General features: G+C 65.8%; 16 protein-coding genes and 3 pseudogenes. 12 read left to right on the top strand and 7 right to left on the bottom strand.

Annotated features, from left to right (window positions below; genetic code table 11):
* Positions 1-8: 8 nt before the first annotated feature.
* Both CO669_RS30175 and CO669_RS30170 read left to right on the top strand, forming a co-directional pair.
* On the top strand, positions 9-188 hold the full coding sequence (locus tag CO669_RS30175; RefSeq protein ID WP_245444573.1) for a hypothetical protein: 180 nt from the start codon (positions 9-11) through the stop codon (positions 186-188).
* Between the two features lie 76 nt (positions 189-264).
* Positions 265-1,725, top strand: coding sequence for a carboxylesterase/lipase family protein (locus CO669_RS30170; RefSeq protein WP_097665086.1), 1,461 nt, complete (start codon positions 265-267; stop codon positions 1,723-1,725).
* Positions 1,726-1,746: 21 nt separating this feature from the next.
* Here the strand turns inward: CO669_RS30170 and CO669_RS30165 are convergent, their stop codons facing one another.
* Complete coding sequence (locus tag CO669_RS30165) at positions 1,747-1,926, bottom strand: hypothetical protein (RefSeq protein WP_097665084.1); 180 nt, start codon at positions 1,924-1,926, stop codon at positions 1,747-1,749.
* Between the two features lie 152 nt (positions 1,927-2,078).
* Here CO669_RS30165 and CO669_RS30160 point away from each other — a divergent pair, with 152 nt between their 5' ends.
* Positions 2,079-2,882, top strand: a complete 804-nt coding sequence (locus tag CO669_RS30160) for a DODA-type extradiol aromatic ring-opening family dioxygenase (RefSeq protein ID WP_097665382.1) — start codon at positions 2,079-2,081, stop codon at positions 2,880-2,882.
* 131 nt (positions 2,883-3,013) lie between these two features.
* Here CO669_RS30160 and CO669_RS36475 read toward each other — a convergent pair.
* Positions 3,014-3,274 (bottom strand): annotated as a pseudogene (locus tag CO669_RS36475) (Crp/Fnr family transcriptional regulator); the annotation flags it as partial.
* Here CO669_RS36475 and CO669_RS36470 point away from each other — a divergent pair.
* Complete coding sequence (locus tag CO669_RS36470; protein WP_245444581.1) at positions 3,212-3,616, top strand: hypothetical protein; 405 nt, start codon at positions 3,212-3,214, stop codon at positions 3,614-3,616. The pseudogene CO669_RS36475 and the gene CO669_RS36470 overlap by 63 nt on opposite strands.
* 178 nt (positions 3,617-3,794) lie before the next feature.
* Here CO669_RS36470 and CO669_RS30150 read toward each other — a convergent pair whose 3' ends face one another.
* The gene (locus CO669_RS30150) at positions 3,795-4,064 is read right to left on the bottom strand and encodes a hypothetical protein (RefSeq protein ID WP_143278766.1); all 270 of its coding nucleotides are present in this window, start codon (positions 4,062-4,064) and stop codon (positions 3,795-3,797) included.
* A gap of 253 nt (positions 4,065-4,317) precedes the next feature.
* On the opposite strand from CO669_RS30150, the gene CO669_RS30145 reads away from it, so the two are divergent.
* Positions 4,318-5,070 carry a Crp/Fnr family transcriptional regulator gene (locus CO669_RS30145; protein ID WP_245444571.1) on the top strand — a complete coding sequence of 251 codons (753 nt, stop codon included), beginning with the start codon at positions 4,318-4,320 and terminating at the stop codon, positions 5,068-5,070.
* Positions 5,071-5,076: 6 nt separating this feature from the next.
* Here CO669_RS30145 and CO669_RS30140 read toward each other — a convergent pair whose 3' ends face one another.
* From CO669_RS30140 to glgC, 3 genes are read right to left on the bottom strand one after another with little or no spacing between them, the layout of a single operon-like run.
* On the bottom strand, positions 5,077-5,337 hold the full coding sequence (locus CO669_RS30140) for a SemiSWEET transporter (protein ID WP_097665080.1): 261 nt from the start codon (positions 5,335-5,337) through the stop codon (positions 5,077-5,079).
* Positions 5,338-5,374: 37 nt separating this feature from the next.
* Entirely contained in the window at positions 5,375-6,829 is a 1,455-nt protein-coding gene (glgA, locus tag CO669_RS30135) for a glycogen synthase GlgA (protein WP_097665078.1), read from the bottom strand.
* Positions 6,826-8,088: a glucose-1-phosphate adenylyltransferase gene (gene glgC, locus CO669_RS30130; RefSeq protein WP_097665076.1), complete on the bottom strand. Its 1,263-nt coding sequence runs from the start codon at positions 8,086-8,088 to the stop codon at positions 6,826-6,828. Before glgC ends, glgA begins: the two co-directional genes overlap by 4 nt.
* 367 nt (positions 8,089-8,455) lie before the next feature.
* Between glgC and CO669_RS30125 the strand changes: the two genes are divergently transcribed.
* Complete coding sequence (locus CO669_RS30125) at positions 8,456-8,902, top strand: hypothetical protein (RefSeq protein WP_097665074.1); 447 nt, start codon at positions 8,456-8,458, stop codon at positions 8,900-8,902.
* Between the two features lie 115 nt (positions 8,903-9,017).
* Here the strand turns inward: CO669_RS30125 and CO669_RS30120 are convergent.
* Positions 9,018-9,395, bottom strand: a pseudogene (locus CO669_RS30120) (type 2 periplasmic-binding domain-containing protein); the annotation flags it as partial.
* A gap of 295 nt (positions 9,396-9,690) precedes the next feature.
* Here CO669_RS30120 and CO669_RS30115 point away from each other — a divergent pair.
* The 6 genes and pseudogenes from CO669_RS30115 to CO669_RS30090 all read left to right on the top strand — a co-directional run.
* Positions 9,691-10,791, top strand: coding sequence for an ABC transporter substrate-binding protein (locus CO669_RS30115; RefSeq protein ID WP_097665072.1), 1,101 nt, complete (start codon positions 9,691-9,693; stop codon positions 10,789-10,791).
* Positions 10,769-11,791, top strand: coding sequence for an ABC transporter permease (locus CO669_RS30110; RefSeq protein WP_097665070.1), 1,023 nt, complete (start codon positions 10,769-10,771; stop codon positions 11,789-11,791). Before CO669_RS30115 ends, CO669_RS30110 begins: the two co-directional genes overlap by 23 nt.
* Complete coding sequence (locus CO669_RS30105) at positions 11,785-12,582, top strand: ABC transporter ATP-binding protein (protein WP_097665057.1); 798 nt, start codon at positions 11,785-11,787, stop codon at positions 12,580-12,582. Before CO669_RS30110 ends, CO669_RS30105 begins: the two co-directional genes overlap by 7 nt.
* Positions 12,576-13,748 (top strand): acyl-CoA dehydrogenase family protein, encoded by a 1,173-nt coding sequence (locus CO669_RS30100; protein ID WP_097665055.1) that lies wholly within the window; start codon positions 12,576-12,578, stop codon positions 13,746-13,748. Before CO669_RS30105 ends, CO669_RS30100 begins: the two co-directional genes overlap by 7 nt.
* Before the next feature lie 21 nt (positions 13,749-13,769).
* Positions 13,770-14,870, top strand: a complete 1,101-nt coding sequence (locus CO669_RS30095; protein WP_097665053.1) for an LLM class flavin-dependent oxidoreductase — start codon at positions 13,770-13,772, stop codon at positions 14,868-14,870.
* A gap of 25 nt (positions 14,871-14,895) precedes the next feature.
* Positions 14,896-15,066, top strand: a pseudogene (locus CO669_RS30090) (ABC transporter substrate-binding protein); the annotation flags it as partial.
* Positions 15,067-15,292: the final 226 nt, after the last annotated feature.

Genomic DNA, 15,292 nt, shown 5'->3' with positions numbered 1-15,292 from the left:
AAGCGAACATGGACGTCGTCCTGGAGGAGACGTGCCGCCAGCTGCCGCATGGCGGCGATCACGACAGCCGCAGGTTCATCGCCGAGCGCCTGATCGAGGCGGCGCAGGCGGGACACTCCACGCTCGGTGAGCTCGGCATCATCGCGCGGCGCGCGCTGGCGGAGATTCTCGCAAAGCGCGGCGAGTGAGCCGTCAGGCTTGCTTCGGGATGCGCCGCGGACATAACCTCACGGGAAATTTTCCGCGCATCGAAATGCCCAGAAGATGCGATCCCTGCTTGCGCTCATCGCGGCTTCCGCAGTCCTACTGCTTGCCGGCTCGGCCGCAGCCCAGCCGGTCGGACAGTTTCCATTCGCGCTGACGCGTGAAGGACAGATGCTCGGCGCCGTCGAAGGCGAGGTGGCGTCCTTCAAGGGGCTGGCCTACGCAGCGCCGCCGGTCGGCGCGTTGCGCTGGCGTCCGCCGCAGCTGGCGCCGGAAAGCTCGGAGATGCATACCGCCTACGCGTATGGCATGCCCTGTCTTCAGCCGGGCCGGCCTGAGACGAACGAGGATTGTCTCACGCTGAACGTGTTCCGCCCTTTCGGGGTCGACGGCCCGCTGCCCGTGATGATGTTCATTCACGGCGGCAGCTTCATCGGTGGCACCGCGAACGATCCGCTGTTCGACGGCGCAAGGCTTGCGCAGGCCGGCCTCATCGTGGTGACCGCCAATTACCGCCTCGGCGCGCTCGGCTGGCTGGCCGATCCCGCGCTGTCGGAAAGCGGCTCCGGCAATTACGGCCTGATGGATCAGATCGCCGCGCTGCATTGGGTTCACGACAACATCGCGGCGTTCGGCGGGGATCCCGGTAACGTCACGTTGTTTGGCCGTGACGCCGGCGCGAGGTCGATCGCGCTTCTGATGCTGTGTGCGCAAGCGCGAGGTCTCTTCCAGAAGGCCATTCTGCAATCGATCCCCGCGCGCGCCCGGTTGCGGTCGGCGCAGGAGGCGGAGACTGTCGGCCGGCAGTTCGTGGCGGTGTTGGGATCGCCGGCGGATGTGCGCGCCGTCGAACCGCGACGCCTGCTTGCCGCCGAAATTCGACTTCTGGAGACATCGCGGCGCAGCTTCGCGCCGATGCGGGATGGAAGTCTGGTGACCGAGGACATTGCCGCGGGCTTTGCGGCCGGACATCAAAGCCGCATTCCCCTGATCATCGGCTCGAACGACGACGAGACCGGTTTCGACAGCGAGCTCGACATCAAGGAGGAGGTCGCGTCGTCGGGCCTCACGAGCGATGAGCTGCGCAAGCTCTATCCCGACCTCGCCAGGCCTTCCGACCTAGCGGCACGGCTCTACACCGACAAGGTCTTCTCCGAGCCCGCACGATTGCTGGCCCGTCTGCACGCCGCGAGCGGCGCGGCAACCTTCCGCTATCGCTTCGCCTATGTCCCCGAGGCCCGGCGCGCAAACCCCGAGGGCGGGCGCGGGCGGGAGCTGCAGTTCATCTTCGGTGTGGAGGGGGTGCTGGGTGCGGGTATCTTCTCGCGCGGCGATCGCGAGGTCGCAAGCCGCATGCGATCCTACTGGATCAACTTCGCCAGGAACGGCGATCCCAACGGTCCCGATCTGCCGCGCTGGGATGGAGCCGCTGGCCGCGATCGCCTGCTGCTGATCGCGAACGATCGCATCGCGAGCGGCGATGATCCCCTGGCGGAGCGTCTCGACCGGCTCGCGCGCTAGCACGACGAGAATGAAGCGGGCTTAAGCCGCGAGCTCGACCCGCGGAGCCGGCGTCAGCCGGTCTTCCTCCAGATAGTCCACCGCGCCGTCCTTCTCGACGGCGTAGAACTGCTGGCCTTCGCGCGACTTGAAGGCGGCGCGGACGATGCCGCGGCGGCCCTTGTCACTGTTGACGACGTCCCCCAGCGCAAACTTCCTCATCTCACGTCTCACTTGTCTTCAGGCCGACTGCTTCGGCCACGGCCGGATTTTGGGCGGCAAATCGTTAACGACTTGCTAACCATGGCGGTTTGCCTATGCTCGCCGCCGGTTGCGCGGGAACTGGCGCGCCTATTGCCGACGAGACGAGCCCGATGACGCGATTTCCGACCCTGTTTCTGTCGCATGGCGGCGGCCCCTGGCCGTTCATGGAGGACAGGCGGGTGCAATATGCCCGGACCGCGGAGGAGTTCGGCCGGCTGCCGCAGCTGCTGCCGGAAAGGCCCAAGGCGGTGCTCGTCATCACCGGTCATTGGGAGGCCGATGCCTTCACCGTGTCGACCTCGGCGCATCCGCCGATGGTGTACGACTATTACGGTTTCCCCGAGCATACCTATCACCTCAAATACCCGGCGCCGGGCCGTCCCGAGCTCGCCGCGAGGGTGAAGGCGCTGCTTGCCGGCGCGGGCGTCGATTGTCGGGAAGATCCCCATCAGGGTTTTGATCACGGCACCTTCGTGCCGCTCGGCCTGATGTATCCGAACGCCGACATGCCGATCGTGCTGCTCTCGCTGAAATCTGCCTACGACGCGGCCGAGCACATCAAGGTCGGGCAGGCGATCGCCTCGCTGCGCGACGAGGGCATTCTGATCGTCGGCAGCGGGCTGACCTATCACAACATGCGTGGCTTCAACCGGCCGGAGTCGAGGCCGGTCTCCTACGATTTCGAGGCCTATCTGAACGAGGCGATCAGCAACCCGGATCCGGCCCGACGCAATGCGATGCTGGTGGATTGGGAGAACGCACCGAGCGCGCGTCTCGCGCATCCCCGCGAGGACCATCTGTTGCCGCTGATGGTGGCCGCCGGCGCCGCCGGCAGCGACGTCGGCAAGCGCGTCTTCGTCGACGAAGTCGCGAGCGTGGCGATGGCGTCGTATGTTTTTGGCGGCCGGCTCTGAATCGCGCGCCTGTCGGCCATCACAGCTTGCGACGAGACGGCGTCGATCCGTTTCGCCGTATCCGTTCCCAGCAATTGCTCATAGCGAGCCCGGACGGCGGCGTAACATTCGCACGTGCCTTCCTCCAGTCCCTCGGCATCCAGGATTCTGATCTTGCCGCGCGCGTACCGGATGAGGCCGGCCGCCTGCAGCGTGCGCGCCACCACGGTCACGCTCGAGCGTCGAACGCCCAGCATCTGTCCGAGATATTCCTGCGTGAACTGGAGCTGGTCGCTGCCGGATAGATCGCGCGCGCGCAGCAGCCAGCGGCAGAGCCGGGCCTGGACGCTGTGCGAGGCGAAGCACGCTGCGGACTGCTGGGCCTGGGCGTAGACGGCCTGCTCGTGCCGCATGAGAACAGCCAGCAGCCTGGAGCTCTGCAGTGCGGCCGTCTTCAGGGCGTCGATATTGCAGACGACGATGTTTCCGCCGAGTTGAACGATGCCGCGGCAGAGAGACATCCGCCCGTCCAGCGCGGCGGCGGCGCCGACGACGCCGTCGATGCCGACCATCGCGGTCTCGATCATCTCGCCGGTCGAAAGAGTCACGACGAGCGAGATGACTGCGCCGGCGGGAAAGTAGACGGAGCGGATTTCCTGATCGGCTTCGAACAGCAGGGAGTGCTGCTCGAAGGCGACTGTCTTCAGATGTGGCTCGAGAATCTTGAGATCGGCTTCGGAAAGCTGCCTCAATAAGAGGTTCTTCATTTGTCGCTCCCGGGGACAGGCGGGAGCGCAAAGAACTCTCAGCTATCGGTGCCTCATGCGGATATCCGATAATGCGACGACAGTAAGAGCTGTACCGCACATAGCGAGTCTTTTTTTACTGTGTCAGATTTTGACATAAGAGACGGCGGAGTGTCGTCGCTAAACGTCAGTAGGGCTCGCCCTTGTCTGCTGTCAGACAAGCAGAGGCGACGGCCTCACATGTCTCGGCGAGCAGTCGGATGCGATACAGGGGTTCTCTTCTCGAGCCCAGAAGCTCGATTCGCCATTCGGCATTTTCCCTGAGCCCGCAGCCGCGGGCGAGATCCCCGAACACTTTGGTCGTTTCGGTCCACGCCGATTCCACGTCCGCGATCTCGGCCAGATGCTCGATCGTGCCGCCGTCGCAGTTGGTAATCCGGAAGTAGTGGTTGGTCATGATGCGCTCCGAGCGGCAGCGAGGGATATCGCTTAGTCCAACCGGGCCCGCCGAATAATGTCCGGTAACGCACATAACGACCTTGGGCGCGTGTGCCGGCAAAAGCAAGTGAATTCGGGCAGACGATTCGAGATTGTTGCCCGCAAGAGTTGAGTCGTGACATAGAGGTGTTGGCGCGCGTCGATCATCCGCACGCAATCGTGCATATCTAGGCATTTTTTCCTGGTTCGTCGTCGCGCTGTGGTTGTGATCGTTGCAGTGCGAATTTCCGAAGAATTGGATAGTGTCACCAGATCCATTCCAGAACGCTTTTCTCAAGTCGCTTGACCCGGCCGACTTCGCGGCCATTCGCGGGCATCTGAAGGCTGTCGAGCTTCGGGAAGGGGCTTCGCTGATCGAGCTTGGCCAGACCGTCGTGTGGGCCCATCTTCCGCTCACAGCGGTCGTGTCTCTCGTCGTCGAGCTCGAGGCAGGAGAACGGATCGAAGTGGCGTTGGTCGGCTCCGACAGCATCCTTGGCACCTTCGGCGTATTGGGCGAACCCGTGGCACTGGTTCACGCCGTCGTGCTGGTGCCCGGTGCGGCCTTGTTGGTCGAGGCCGCTCGCCTGCGTGCTCTCGCGCAGCAGAGTGCGGCGTTTCGAGACAACCTGATGCGTCACAGCCAGGCGCTGTTCGTTCAGGCCCAGCAATCCGTGGGCTGCAATGCATCGCATACCGTCGAAGCACGGCTGGCGCGATGGCTGCTGCGGGTTCGGGATCTGTCGGGCTGCGATCGCTTCAAGCTGACGCAGGAATTGATGGCCGAGATGATCGGCGTCCGCCGCAACAGCGTCTCGTTCGTCGCCCACGCTCTTCAGCAGGCCAACATCATTCGGTTCAGCCGCGGTCACATCGAGATCATCAACGTTGACGAGCTCAACAGGGCGGCCTGCGAATGCTATCGCGCGGTGAAACTGCAATACAAGCGACTTCGTTTCTCGACCGGCGAAGAGCCCCGGGCATGACGAAGCTCAGCCGTATCTGAGCTTCATCACCAGGATGCCGCCGGCGAGCACCATGGTGACGGCGTTCGAGGCGATCAGCGGTGCATCGCCGGAGAGCAGTCCGTAGATCAGCCAGAGCGCCAGACCCAGCACCATGACCAGGAACATGCCGAGCGAGATGTCGCCGGTGGAGCGGGTCTTCCACACCTTGATGGCCTGCGGCGCGTAGGCCACGGTGGTGCAGGTGGCGGCGGCAAAGCCGATCAGCTTGATCAATAACGGATCCATGCCGGCTCTATAGCATGGATTCGACGACGGTCATGCCTCAGGCGCGGGCCGCCACGAGGTCGCGATACAGCGCGGCATAGTCGCCGGCGCGATTGCGCCAGGAGACGTCGGTCGCAAGGCCGCTTCGTTGCAGCCGGCGCCAGGTCGGCTTGTCGTGGAAGGCGGTGTTGGCCTTGCGCAAGCTGCCGGCGAGGGCATCGGCGGTCACGGGGGCGAACTTGAAACCGGTGGCGTCGCGGCCGGAGCCGCCGGCTTCGCCGATATCGACGATGGTGTCCTCGAGCCCGCCGACGCGCGAGACGATTGGGACCGCACCGTAGCGCAGCGCGCAGAGCTGGGTCAGGCCGCATGGCTCGAACCGCGAGGGCACGATCAGCGCGTCCGATCCGGCCTGCAGCAGATGCGCCAGGATCTCGTCATAGCCGATCACGACGCCGATCCGGCCGGGATTGGCGCGGGCAGCGGCCTGATAGCGGTCCTGCAGGTCGCGGTCGCCGCTGCCGAGCAGCGCGAGCTGCATGCCTTCGCCCAGGATGGTCGGAATGGTCTCGAGCAGGAGATCGAGCCCCTTCTGCCACGACAGCCGGCTGATGACGCCGAGCAGCGGCGCCTCGTCCGAGGAATCGAGGTTGAATTGCTGCTGCAGCACCGCCTTGTTGGCGGCCCGGAACGTGAGGTCTTCGGCGCCGTAGCGGTAGGCGATGTGCGCGTCGGTTTGCGGATTCCACACGTCGGTGTCGATGCCGTTGAGGATGCCGCTCAGCACGCTTGCGCGTTCGCGCAGCAGGCCGCCGAACCCCATGCCGCCTTCGTCGCTCTGGATTTCCCGCGCGTAGGTCGGCGACACCGTGGTGATGCGGTCGGCGAATTGCAGGCCGGCCTTCAGGAAGCTGATGCCGCCGAAATACTCCAGGCCGTGGACGTCGAACGCGCTCCAGGGCAGGCCGATCGATCCGATCAGCTCGCGCGCGAACTTGCCTTGATAGGCCATGTTGTGGATGGTCATCACGGTGGCGGGCCGCGGGCGATCGTCATAGTGCAGATAGGCCGGCGCGAGCCCGGCCTGCCAATCATGGGCGTGCACGACGTCGGGCACGAAGGCCGGCACGAGGCCGTGGCCGATGTCGGCCGCGACGCGCGACAGCGCGGCGAAGCGCAGGCCATTGTCCGGCCAGTCGACGTTCTCGGGGGTGACGTAAGGATTGCCCGGCCGCGCATAGAGATGCGGCACGTCGAGCACGAACAGGTCGAGCCCGTCATGGCCGCCCGCGAGCAGCCGTCCGGGACCGCCGAAATAATCCGGCCAGTGCCGGACCTCCGCAGCGCCCGACATCAGCCGCATCACGTCGGGATAGCCCGGCATCAGGGTGCGCATCTCGACGCCATGCGCCTTCAGCGCGGTCGGCAGCGCGCCGGCGACATCGGCGAGGCCGCCGGTCTTGACGATGGGGTAGACTTCGGAGGCGACGGCGAGGACGCGAACAGGCGTCATTTATCGATCCCGTCGAGCATCGCCTGCGTGATCAGCGAAATGCCCTGCTCGGTGGTGCGGAATCGCTTGGCGTCCAATTCGGGGTCCTCGCCGACGACGAGGCCCTCCGGGATCTCGACGCCGCGGTCGATCACGACGTTCTTCAGGCGCGCGCCGCGGCCGACATTGACGTAAGGCATGATCACGGCGTTCTCGACATTGGCGTAGGAGTTGATGCGCACGCCGGTGAACAGCAGCGAACGGCGCAGCGAGGCGCCGGAGATGATGCAGCCGCCGGAGACCAGCGAGCTCACCGCCTGGCCGCGCCGGCTTTCCTCGTCATGGACGAATTTCGCGGGCGGCGTGATCTCGGCGTAAGACCAGATCGGCCAGGCGCGGTCGAACAGATCGAGCTCCGGCACCACGTCGGTGAGGTCGATGTTGGCGGCCCAATAGGCGTCCACCGTGCCGACGTCGCGCCAATAGGCCACGTTGTTGCCGCCGGAGCGGACGCAGGAGGTCGAGAACTGGTGCGCAATGGCGCGGCCGTTCTTGACGAGGTAGGGAATGATGTCCTTGCCGAAATCGTGGTTCGAGTCCGGATCCTCGGCGTCGCGCTTGAGCTGGTCGAACAGGAATTTCGCGTCGAACACGTAGATGCCCATGCTGGCGAGCGAGACGTCCGGCTTGCCCGGCATCGGCGGCGGATCCTTCGGCTTTTCCAGGAACTCCTGAATCCAGCCGTTCTCGTCGATATGCATGATGCCGAAGCCCGAGGATTCCGCGCGCGGCATCTCCAGGCAGCCGACGGTGACGTCGGCGCCGCTGTCGACGTGCTGGCGCAGCATCACCTCGTAATCCATTTTGTAGATGTGGTCGCCGGCGAGCACGACGATGAAGCGGGCATTGTGCGATTCGATGATGTCGATGTTCTGGTAGACCGCATCCGCCGTTCCGACATACCACATGTTCTCGGAGACGCGCTGGCTCGCGGGGAGAATGTCGAAGCTCTCGTTGCGCTCGGGGCGGAAGAAGTTCCAGCCCATCTGAAGATGCCGGATCAGGCTGTGCGCCTTGTACTGGGTCGCCACCGCGATGCGGCGGATGCCTGAATTGACGGCGTTCGACAGCGCGAAATCGATGATGCGGGACTTGCCGCCGAAATAGACGGCGGGCTTGGCGCGCCGGTCGGTCAGCTCCAGGAGCCGGCTGCCGCGTCCGCCAGCCAGGACGAACGCCAGCGCCTGACGGGCGAGCGGCTCATTACCGACGGCACTCATGTCATCCTCCCACTTCCCCGCCCGGCGCAGGCCGAGGCCATTTGTCGCGAGAAGCCCCGCGCCCTTGGAACCGATAGTAACGGTACGAATAGTAAATCGTGAAGTCGGTTGTTGGTTGCGAACGCGGGAAGCTTAATGCTTTGCCTTGGCTGCCAGGCACGGAAATCGCGCCGCCCTCGATGGGGCGGAAGCTGGCACGCCAGCCCGTCTCGCAGGCCGGCGATCGCCGTGCAACGAGGCATGGACGAGACTTGTGCGCCGCACGCAAATCCGGCTCCCGAAATCCGGGCTTTGACTTGGCGCAAGGATGCCCGATCATGACACTGCGATCCTTTTCCAAGCGAAACGTCAGACAGGAGTTGAGACGATGAGGGTCTGGAAAACGGCAATTGCCTGTTCGCTGGCCGGCGTGGTCATCGCCGGCCAAATCCAGCAGGCGGGAGCGGCCCCGCTGCCGACCAACGTCGCGACCATGAAGGCGGCGGTCGGCGACGACGTCACCCAGGTGCATTGGCGCGGCGGCGGCTGGGGCTGGGGCATCGGCGGTCTTGCGGCCGGCGCCATCATCGGCGGCGCCATCGCCGCCGGCTCGCCTTACGGCTATTACGGCGGCGGACCGTATTATGGCGGCGGCTATGGCTACGGATATCCGGGCTACGGCTATGGTTATGCCCCGGCCTATTACGGCGGCTATGGTTACGCGCCGGCCTATCCGCGCTACTACCGGCCCTATCGTCCGTATTACGGCTATGGCTACGGCTACTACCGGCCGTACCGGGTCTATCACCGTCACTATTATCGCCGATATTGGTGAGCGCCTCGCTAGAGCGAGAGCCAGACGATCAGGCTCATGCAGGCGACATGCACGAGCACGATCGCGGCGAGATGCAGCGGCCCGGCCTTGAGCCTGAGCGTCCCGCCGCCTTCGCCTAGTTCGATCCGGCGGCCGCAGCCGTGAAGCTGCGGTCGACGGCCTTGCTGACGTCGAGCGTCTTCGGCAAAATGCCGTCGCGCGTCGAGCGGTCGGACGCTTGCTGGATTTCCCTGACCACGTTCTCGTCGATCACGATCGGGCTGGTGCGCTGCGCGGTGTCGGCCGACAGCAGCATGTCCTCGGGCAGCTTGGTCAGCTCTGCCGTGCTCCCCGCGTATTCGCCGATGTGATCCAGCGACCATAGCCGCGGCTTGTTCAACCGCTGCACCAGGTCCTGCACCGCCGCGCGCTTGGTGGCGATGGCGTTGTCGGAGGCGACGATGAGGATGATCGTCGGCGTCAGGCCTTCGCCGTCGGCGATCACCTGCGCCTTGTGGAGGTGAAGCAGGATGCGGGCCGCAAGCGCACGGCGCCGCGCGATGCATCGGCGAAAATCGTTTCGTCGTTCCCGCGCATGTCGATGGAGAGAATGACTTCGCTTCGCACCACATTCGAAATTCCATTTCATTGACGATGCGGCGGGCGCGCCGCATGATTTGCGCATCGCATCAACGCGGCGCTGAAATGCCGCCGGAACAAATTTCTCTCAACGCAGCTCCGCACGGAACATGCGCAACGTGAACCGTTGCGCAACCAGCGGAGCCGTGCCAGCGCAGGAGTGGGGACGAATGACCAACGACGACAAGCGCGGAAGATCGAGGCTCGATCGGCGCCATCTGCTCCAGGGCGGCCTTGCGGCGGCCTTCGCCGCGCCGCTCGGCGCGCTGGGCGCACAGGCCTTCGCGCCGCGCGGGATTGCGACCGGCGTCGACTTCTCGGAATTTCCGCTGTGCCGGACCGCGTCCGATGCGCCCGCGCTCTCCGGCGCGCCGCGCAAGCTGAAGCTGTCGTGGAATGCCGGCGCGGTGTGCCTCGCGCCGGTGCCTGTCGCCATCGAGCACGGCTTCTTCCAGAAGCACAATCTCGACGTCGAGCTCGTCAATTATTCCGGCTCCACCGACCAGTTGCTCGAGGCCATCGCGACGGGCAAGAGCGACGCCGGCCTCGGCATGGCGCTGCGCTGGCTGAAGCCGCTGGAGCAGGGTTTTGACGTCAAGATCGCCGCCGGCACCCATGGCGGTTGCATGCGCGTGCTGTCGCGCACCGACTCCAACGTGAGCAAGCTCGCCGATCTCAAGGGCAAGATCGTTGCGGTCGGCGATCTCGCCGGACCCGACAAGAATTTCTTCTCGATCCAGCTCGCCAAGCTCGGCATCGATCCGGTCAAGGACGTCGACTGGCGCGCCTATCCCGGCAATTTGCTCAACGTCGCGGTGGAGAAGGGCGAGGTGCAGGCGTTCCTGTCCTCCGATCCGCTCGCCTATCTCTGGCTCAAGGACACGCAGTACAAGGAAGTCGCCTCTAATCTCGACGGCGAATTCCGCGAGAAGAGCTGCTGTATCCTCGGCCTGCGCGGCTCGCTCGTGCGCGAAGAGCCTCAGGTCGCGCGCGCCATCACCCAGGCGCTGCTCGATGCCGCGATGTTCACCGCGCAGAATGCAACGGTTGCGGCAAGGTCGTTCCAGCCCTACGCGCCGAAGGCGGCCACGCTCGCCGATATCGAGGGCATGGTGCGCTACCACACCCACCATCACCATCCCGTCGGCGACGTGCTGAAGCGCGAGCTGAAGGCGTATGCCGACGATCTCAAGAGCGTGCAGGTTTTCAAGCCGAGCACCGACACGGCCAAATTCGCGGAGCGCATCTATGTCGACGTATTCGCTGTCTGACGGCCTCGCCTCCGGTGCGCCGCGTGTCTCGCGCGCGCCGCTGCTCACCGCCTGGGTGAAGGACTCCGGCGCCGGCGTGCTCGCCAGCATCGCCTGGATCGCCTTCGGCCTGTCCTGCCTGTGGTGGACGGATGTCGGTGACTGGTCGCGCACGCATTCGCTCGGCATCGCGGCCTTCGTGATCGCGGCCGTCGCACTGTTCGGCACCGTCGGTGCCGACTATCTGGGGTCGGCCGGCAAGGCGCTGCACAAGCGGGCGCCGTGGCTGGTCGCGCTCGGCGCGTTCCTGACCGTGTGGGAGCTCGCGACCGCGAAATTCGCCTGGCTGCCGCTGCCGTTCTTCCCGCCGCCGCAGGCGATCATCGAGGTCTACACCGACGATCTGCCAAAGCTGCTCGACAGCGTGTTCGCGTCCGTGAAGCTGCAGCTCGGCGGCTACCTGATCGGTGCGACGGTCGGCTTCCTGACCGGCGTCTCGATCGGCTGGTCGCGCGCGGTCGGCTATTGGGTGCACCCGGTGCTGCGCTTCATCGGCCCGCTGCCGGCGACCGCCTGGCTGCCGATCGCCTTCTTCACCTTTCCGTCGAGCTGGAGCGCCTCGACCTTCCTGATTGCGCTTGCGACCGGCTTTCCCGTCACGGTGCTGACTTGGTCCGGTGTCGCGAGCGTCAGCAACGCCTATTACGACGTCGCGCGCACGCTCGGCGCCAAGCCGTCCTTCCTGGTGCTGAAGGTCGCGATCCCCGCGGCGCTGCCGCACGTCTTCGTCGGCCTGTTCATGGGGCTCGGCTCGTCCTTTGCCGTGCTCGTCGTCGCCGAGATGATCGGCGTCAAGGCCGGGCTCGGCTGGTACCTGCAATGGGCGCAGGGCTGGGCCGCCTATTCCAACATGTATGCGGCGCTGATCGTGATGTCGCTGCTCTGCTCCGGCGCGATCACGCTGCTGTTTGCGATCCGCGACCGGCTTCTGGTCTGGCAGAAGGGAACCGTGAAATGGTAGCCACCGCTCTCGCCGAAGTCGTGACGCATCCCGCCGCCGGCGCCGCGCTCGACATCGAGCAGGTCAGTCACGCCTTCGACATCGACGGTGCGGAGTTGCCCGTCCTCAGCGATGTCAGCATCTCCGTCGTATCAGGCGAGTTCGTCGCGCTGCTCGGTCCCTCCGGCTGCGGCAAGTCGACCTTGTTGCGCCTGGTCGCCGGCCTCGACAAGCCCAGGGCGGGACGCTTGCGGGAAGACGACAGCCGCATCACGCGGCCGCATCCGTCCCGCGTCGTCGTGTTCCAGGATCCGACCTTGTTTCCCTGGCGGTCGGTCTGGGACAACGTCGCCCTGGGCCTCGAGGCCCAGGGCATTCTGAAGAGCCAGCGTCAGCGCGTCGACGACGCGCTCGACCTCGTCGGGCTGTCGTCGTTCCGCAATGCCTATCCGCACCAGCTGTCGGGCGGCATGGCCCAGCGCGTCGCGCTGGCGCGGGCGCTGGTCAACGATCCCAAGATCCTGATCCTCGACGAGCCCCTGGGAAAACTGGACTCGCTGACCCGCATCACCATGCAGGCCGAGATCGTCGCGCTCTGGCAGCGCAAGGGCTTTACCACGCTGCTGGTGACGCATGACGCCGAGGAAGCCCTGGTGCTCGCCAACCGCGTCATCGTGTTCAGCGACCGCCCGGCACGCGTGAAGGCCGACATCCGCGTCGACCGGCCCTATCCGCGCCATCGCGGCGATCCTTATCTTGCCGATTTGCGCCGCCAGATCCTCGGCCTGCTCGGACTGGACGCCACATGGTGACCTCGATCGCCAAGGGACGTCCGGCGCATCACGAACCGGACTATGTCGCCCGCGCCGAGGCGCTGGCCGAAACGTTTGCCGCGCGCGCGGCCGAGCACGACCGCAACGGCAGCTTTCCCTTCGCGAATTTTCGCGATCTCTCCGAGGCTGGCCTGTTGTCGTTGACCGTGCCGGCGGCGCATGGCGGAGCCGGCGCCGGCGCGCAATACGCGGCACGAATCATCGGCATCCTCGGCAAGGCCGATCCCTCGACCGCACTGGTGCTCTCGATGCACTATATCAATCATCTCGTGATGGCGCGCAGCCCGACCTGGCCGGCGCGGCTGTCGCGCAAGCTGGCGCGCGAGAGCGTGGAGGGCCTCGCGCTCGTCAATGCGCTCCGTGTCGAGCCGGAGCTCGGCTCACCCGCGCGCGGCGGCCTGCCGGCGACGATCGCGCGCCGCACCGAGACCGGCTGGCGTCTCTCAGGCCACAAGATCTATTCGACGGGCTCGCCGATCCTGAAATGGTATCTGGTCTGGGCGCGGACCGATGAAGCCGAGCCGCGCGTCGGTCAGTTCCTGGTGCCGGCGGGCTTGCCAGGGACGCGCATCGTCGAGACCTGGGACCATCACGGCCTGCGCGCCAGCGGCAGCCACGATGTCGTCTTCGACGACGTCGTGATCCCGCTCGATGCCGAGATCGATGTGCGCAGGCCCGCCGAATGGCGCGGACCCGACGCCACGCAGGCGACGGTCCACACGATCTTCGTCGCCGCCATCTATGACGGCATCGCCCGCGCCGCGCGCGACTGGCTGATCGCGTTCCTGAAGCAGCGCGTTCCCGCCAGCCTCGGCGCGCCGCTCGCGACCCTGGCCCGCGCGCAGGAGATGCTGGGCGCGATCGAGGCGCGGCTCGCCGTCAATGCGCGGCTGATCGAGACGTTCGCGCGCGACTTCGACGATGGCGTCCAGCTCTCCGCCGGCGAATCCAACGTCGTCAAGCTGACCGTGACCAACAATGCCGTCGCCGTGGTCGAGGACGCGCTGTCGCTGACCGGAAATCACGGCCTCAGCCGGACCAATCCGCTGGAGCGGCACTATCGCGACGTGCTGTGCGGCCGCGTGCACACGCCGCAGGACGATTCCACGCGCATCGGCCTCGGCCGCGCCGCGCTCGGGCTTTGACAGTTCAACAGGGAGACGATCATGTCGATCGAGTTCATCGGCTTCATCAGCAACAACAATTCGTCCGAGACCGTGGTCCGCGAAGGTCCGGTCCTCAATCCCACGCACATCGAGACCGTGGCGAAGGCGCATGAGAATGCCGGCTTCGACCGCGCGCTGCTGGCGTTTCATTCGACGACGCCCGACGCGCTTCAGGTCGCGCAGCACGTGCTGAGCCACACCAAGAAGCTCAACGTGCTGATCGCGCAGCGGCCGGGCTTCACCGCGCCGACGCTGCTGGCGCGGCAGTTCGCGGTGCTCGACCAGTTTTCCCGCGGCCGCGTCGCGCTTCACGTCATCACCGGCGGCAATGCCACCGAGCTCCGGCAGGACGGCAACACGCTCGACGACAAGGACGAGCGCTACGCCCGCACGTCCGAATTCCTCGACGTGCTCAAGCTGGAATGGAGCAGCGACAAGCCGTTCTCCTACAAAGGCAGGTACTACCAGGTCGAGAATGCCTTCTCGCAGGTGAAGCCGTATCGGCCCGAAGGCATCCGCGTCTATTTCGGCGGCGCCTCGGACGCGGCGATCGACGTCGCCGGCAAGCACGCCGACACCTTCGCGCTGTGGGGCGAGTCCTATGCCCAGGTGCGCGATGTCACCTCGCGCGTTCATAACGCGGCAGTGAGGCAGGGGCGGCCGACGCCGCGCTTCAGCCTGTCGGTGCGCCCGATCATCGCCCCGACCGAGAAGCAGGCCTGGGAGAAGGCGGAAGAGATCCTGGCGCGCGCCACTGCGCTGCAGGACAAGACCGGCTATCGCAAGCCCGCCGATGGCCATGCCACGGCCGGCGCACGGCGCCTGCTCGCGCTCGCCGATCAGGGCAGCCGTATCGACAAGCGGCTGTGGACCGAGATCGCAAAGCTCACCGGCGCCAACAGCAACACCACTGCGCTGGTCGGCACGCCCGAACAGGTTGCCGAAGTCTTCGGCGATTATTACGACCTCGGCATCAGCCATTTCCTGATCCGCGGCTTCGACCCCCTGATCGACGCCATCGAATACGGCCGCGAGCTGATCCCGCTGACGCGCGAGCTGATCGCCAAGCGTCAGGCCATTCGCGGCGAGGCGGCAGAATGATCCGCCTCATGCTGGCCGGCGTGCGCTGCTCGGTTCGCTTGAACTGGCGGCCGCGCAAACCACCTTGCGCGCCGGCGACCAGAAGGGCAATTCGCAGGCCGTGATGGAAGCGGCCGGCGTGCTCAAGGACGTGCCGTACAAGATCGAGTGGAAGGAGTTTCCGGCGGCCGCCCCGTTGCTGGAAGCGCTGAGCGCCTGATCAAGCAGAAGCTGGATGCGGTGGAGATCGTGGATCGCTCGTTTTCCGTTGCGATTGCGAACGCGGGATTGTAGCCGAGCCTCGTCCCGGACGCGCTGCAGCGTGAAACGCGGCTGCGCAGAGCCGGGACCCATGTCTCGCGGAATGTTCTCGGTTGGATGGGCCCCGGCTCTGCGGCACACCACGTCGTGATGCGCCGCGTCCGGGCACGAGATCTCACGAG

The organism is Bradyrhizobium sp. Y36 (assembly GCF_002531575.1).
Taxonomy (GTDB): domain Bacteria; phylum Pseudomonadota; class Alphaproteobacteria; order Rhizobiales; family Xanthobacteraceae; genus Bradyrhizobium.
The sequence above is the reverse complement of the archived record's forward strand: the minus strand, read 5'-3'. Positions and strand labels throughout refer to the sequence as shown.

Bases quoted from the DNA above. Each gene is read 5' to 3' on its own strand.
- CO669_RS30175 (WP_245444573.1), top strand. From the start codon at position 9: ATGGACGTCGTCCTGGAGGAGACGTGCCGCCAGCTGCCGCATGGCGGC.
- CO669_RS30170 (WP_097665086.1), top strand. From the start codon at position 265: ATGCGATCCCTGCTTGCGCTCATCGCGGCTTCCGCAGTCCTACTGCTT.
- CO669_RS30165 (WP_097665084.1), bottom strand. From the start codon at position 1,926: ATGAGGAAGTTTGCGCTGGGGGACGTCGTCAACAGTGACAAGGGCCGC.
- CO669_RS30160 (WP_097665382.1), top strand. From the start codon at position 2,079: ATGACGCGATTTCCGACCCTGTTTCTGTCGCATGGCGGCGGCCCCTGG.
- CO669_RS30150 (WP_143278766.1), bottom strand. From the start codon at position 4,064: ATGACCAACCACTACTTCCGGATTACCAACTGCGACGGCGGCACGATC.
- CO669_RS30140 (WP_097665080.1), bottom strand. From the start codon at position 5,337: ATGGATCCGTTATTGATCAAGCTGATCGGCTTTGCCGCCGCCACCTGC.
- glgA (WP_097665078.1), bottom strand. From the start codon at position 6,829: ATGACGCCTGTTCGCGTCCTCGCCGTCGCCTCCGAAGTCTACCCCATC.
- glgC (WP_097665076.1), bottom strand. From the start codon at position 8,088: ATGAGTGCCGTCGGTAATGAGCCGCTCGCCCGTCAGGCGCTGGCGTTC.
- CO669_RS30125 (WP_097665074.1), top strand. From the start codon at position 8,456: ATGAGGGTCTGGAAAACGGCAATTGCCTGTTCGCTGGCCGGCGTGGTC.
- CO669_RS30115 (WP_097665072.1), top strand. From the start codon at position 9,691: ATGACCAACGACGACAAGCGCGGAAGATCGAGGCTCGATCGGCGCCAT.
- CO669_RS30110 (WP_097665070.1), top strand. From the start codon at position 10,769: ATGTCGACGTATTCGCTGTCTGACGGCCTCGCCTCCGGTGCGCCGCGT.
- CO669_RS30105 (WP_097665057.1), top strand. From the start codon at position 11,785: ATGGTAGCCACCGCTCTCGCCGAAGTCGTGACGCATCCCGCCGCCGGC.
- CO669_RS30100 (WP_097665055.1), top strand. From the start codon at position 12,576: ATGGTGACCTCGATCGCCAAGGGACGTCCGGCGCATCACGAACCGGAC.
- CO669_RS30095 (WP_097665053.1), top strand. From the start codon at position 13,770: ATGTCGATCGAGTTCATCGGCTTCATCAGCAACAACAATTCGTCCGAG.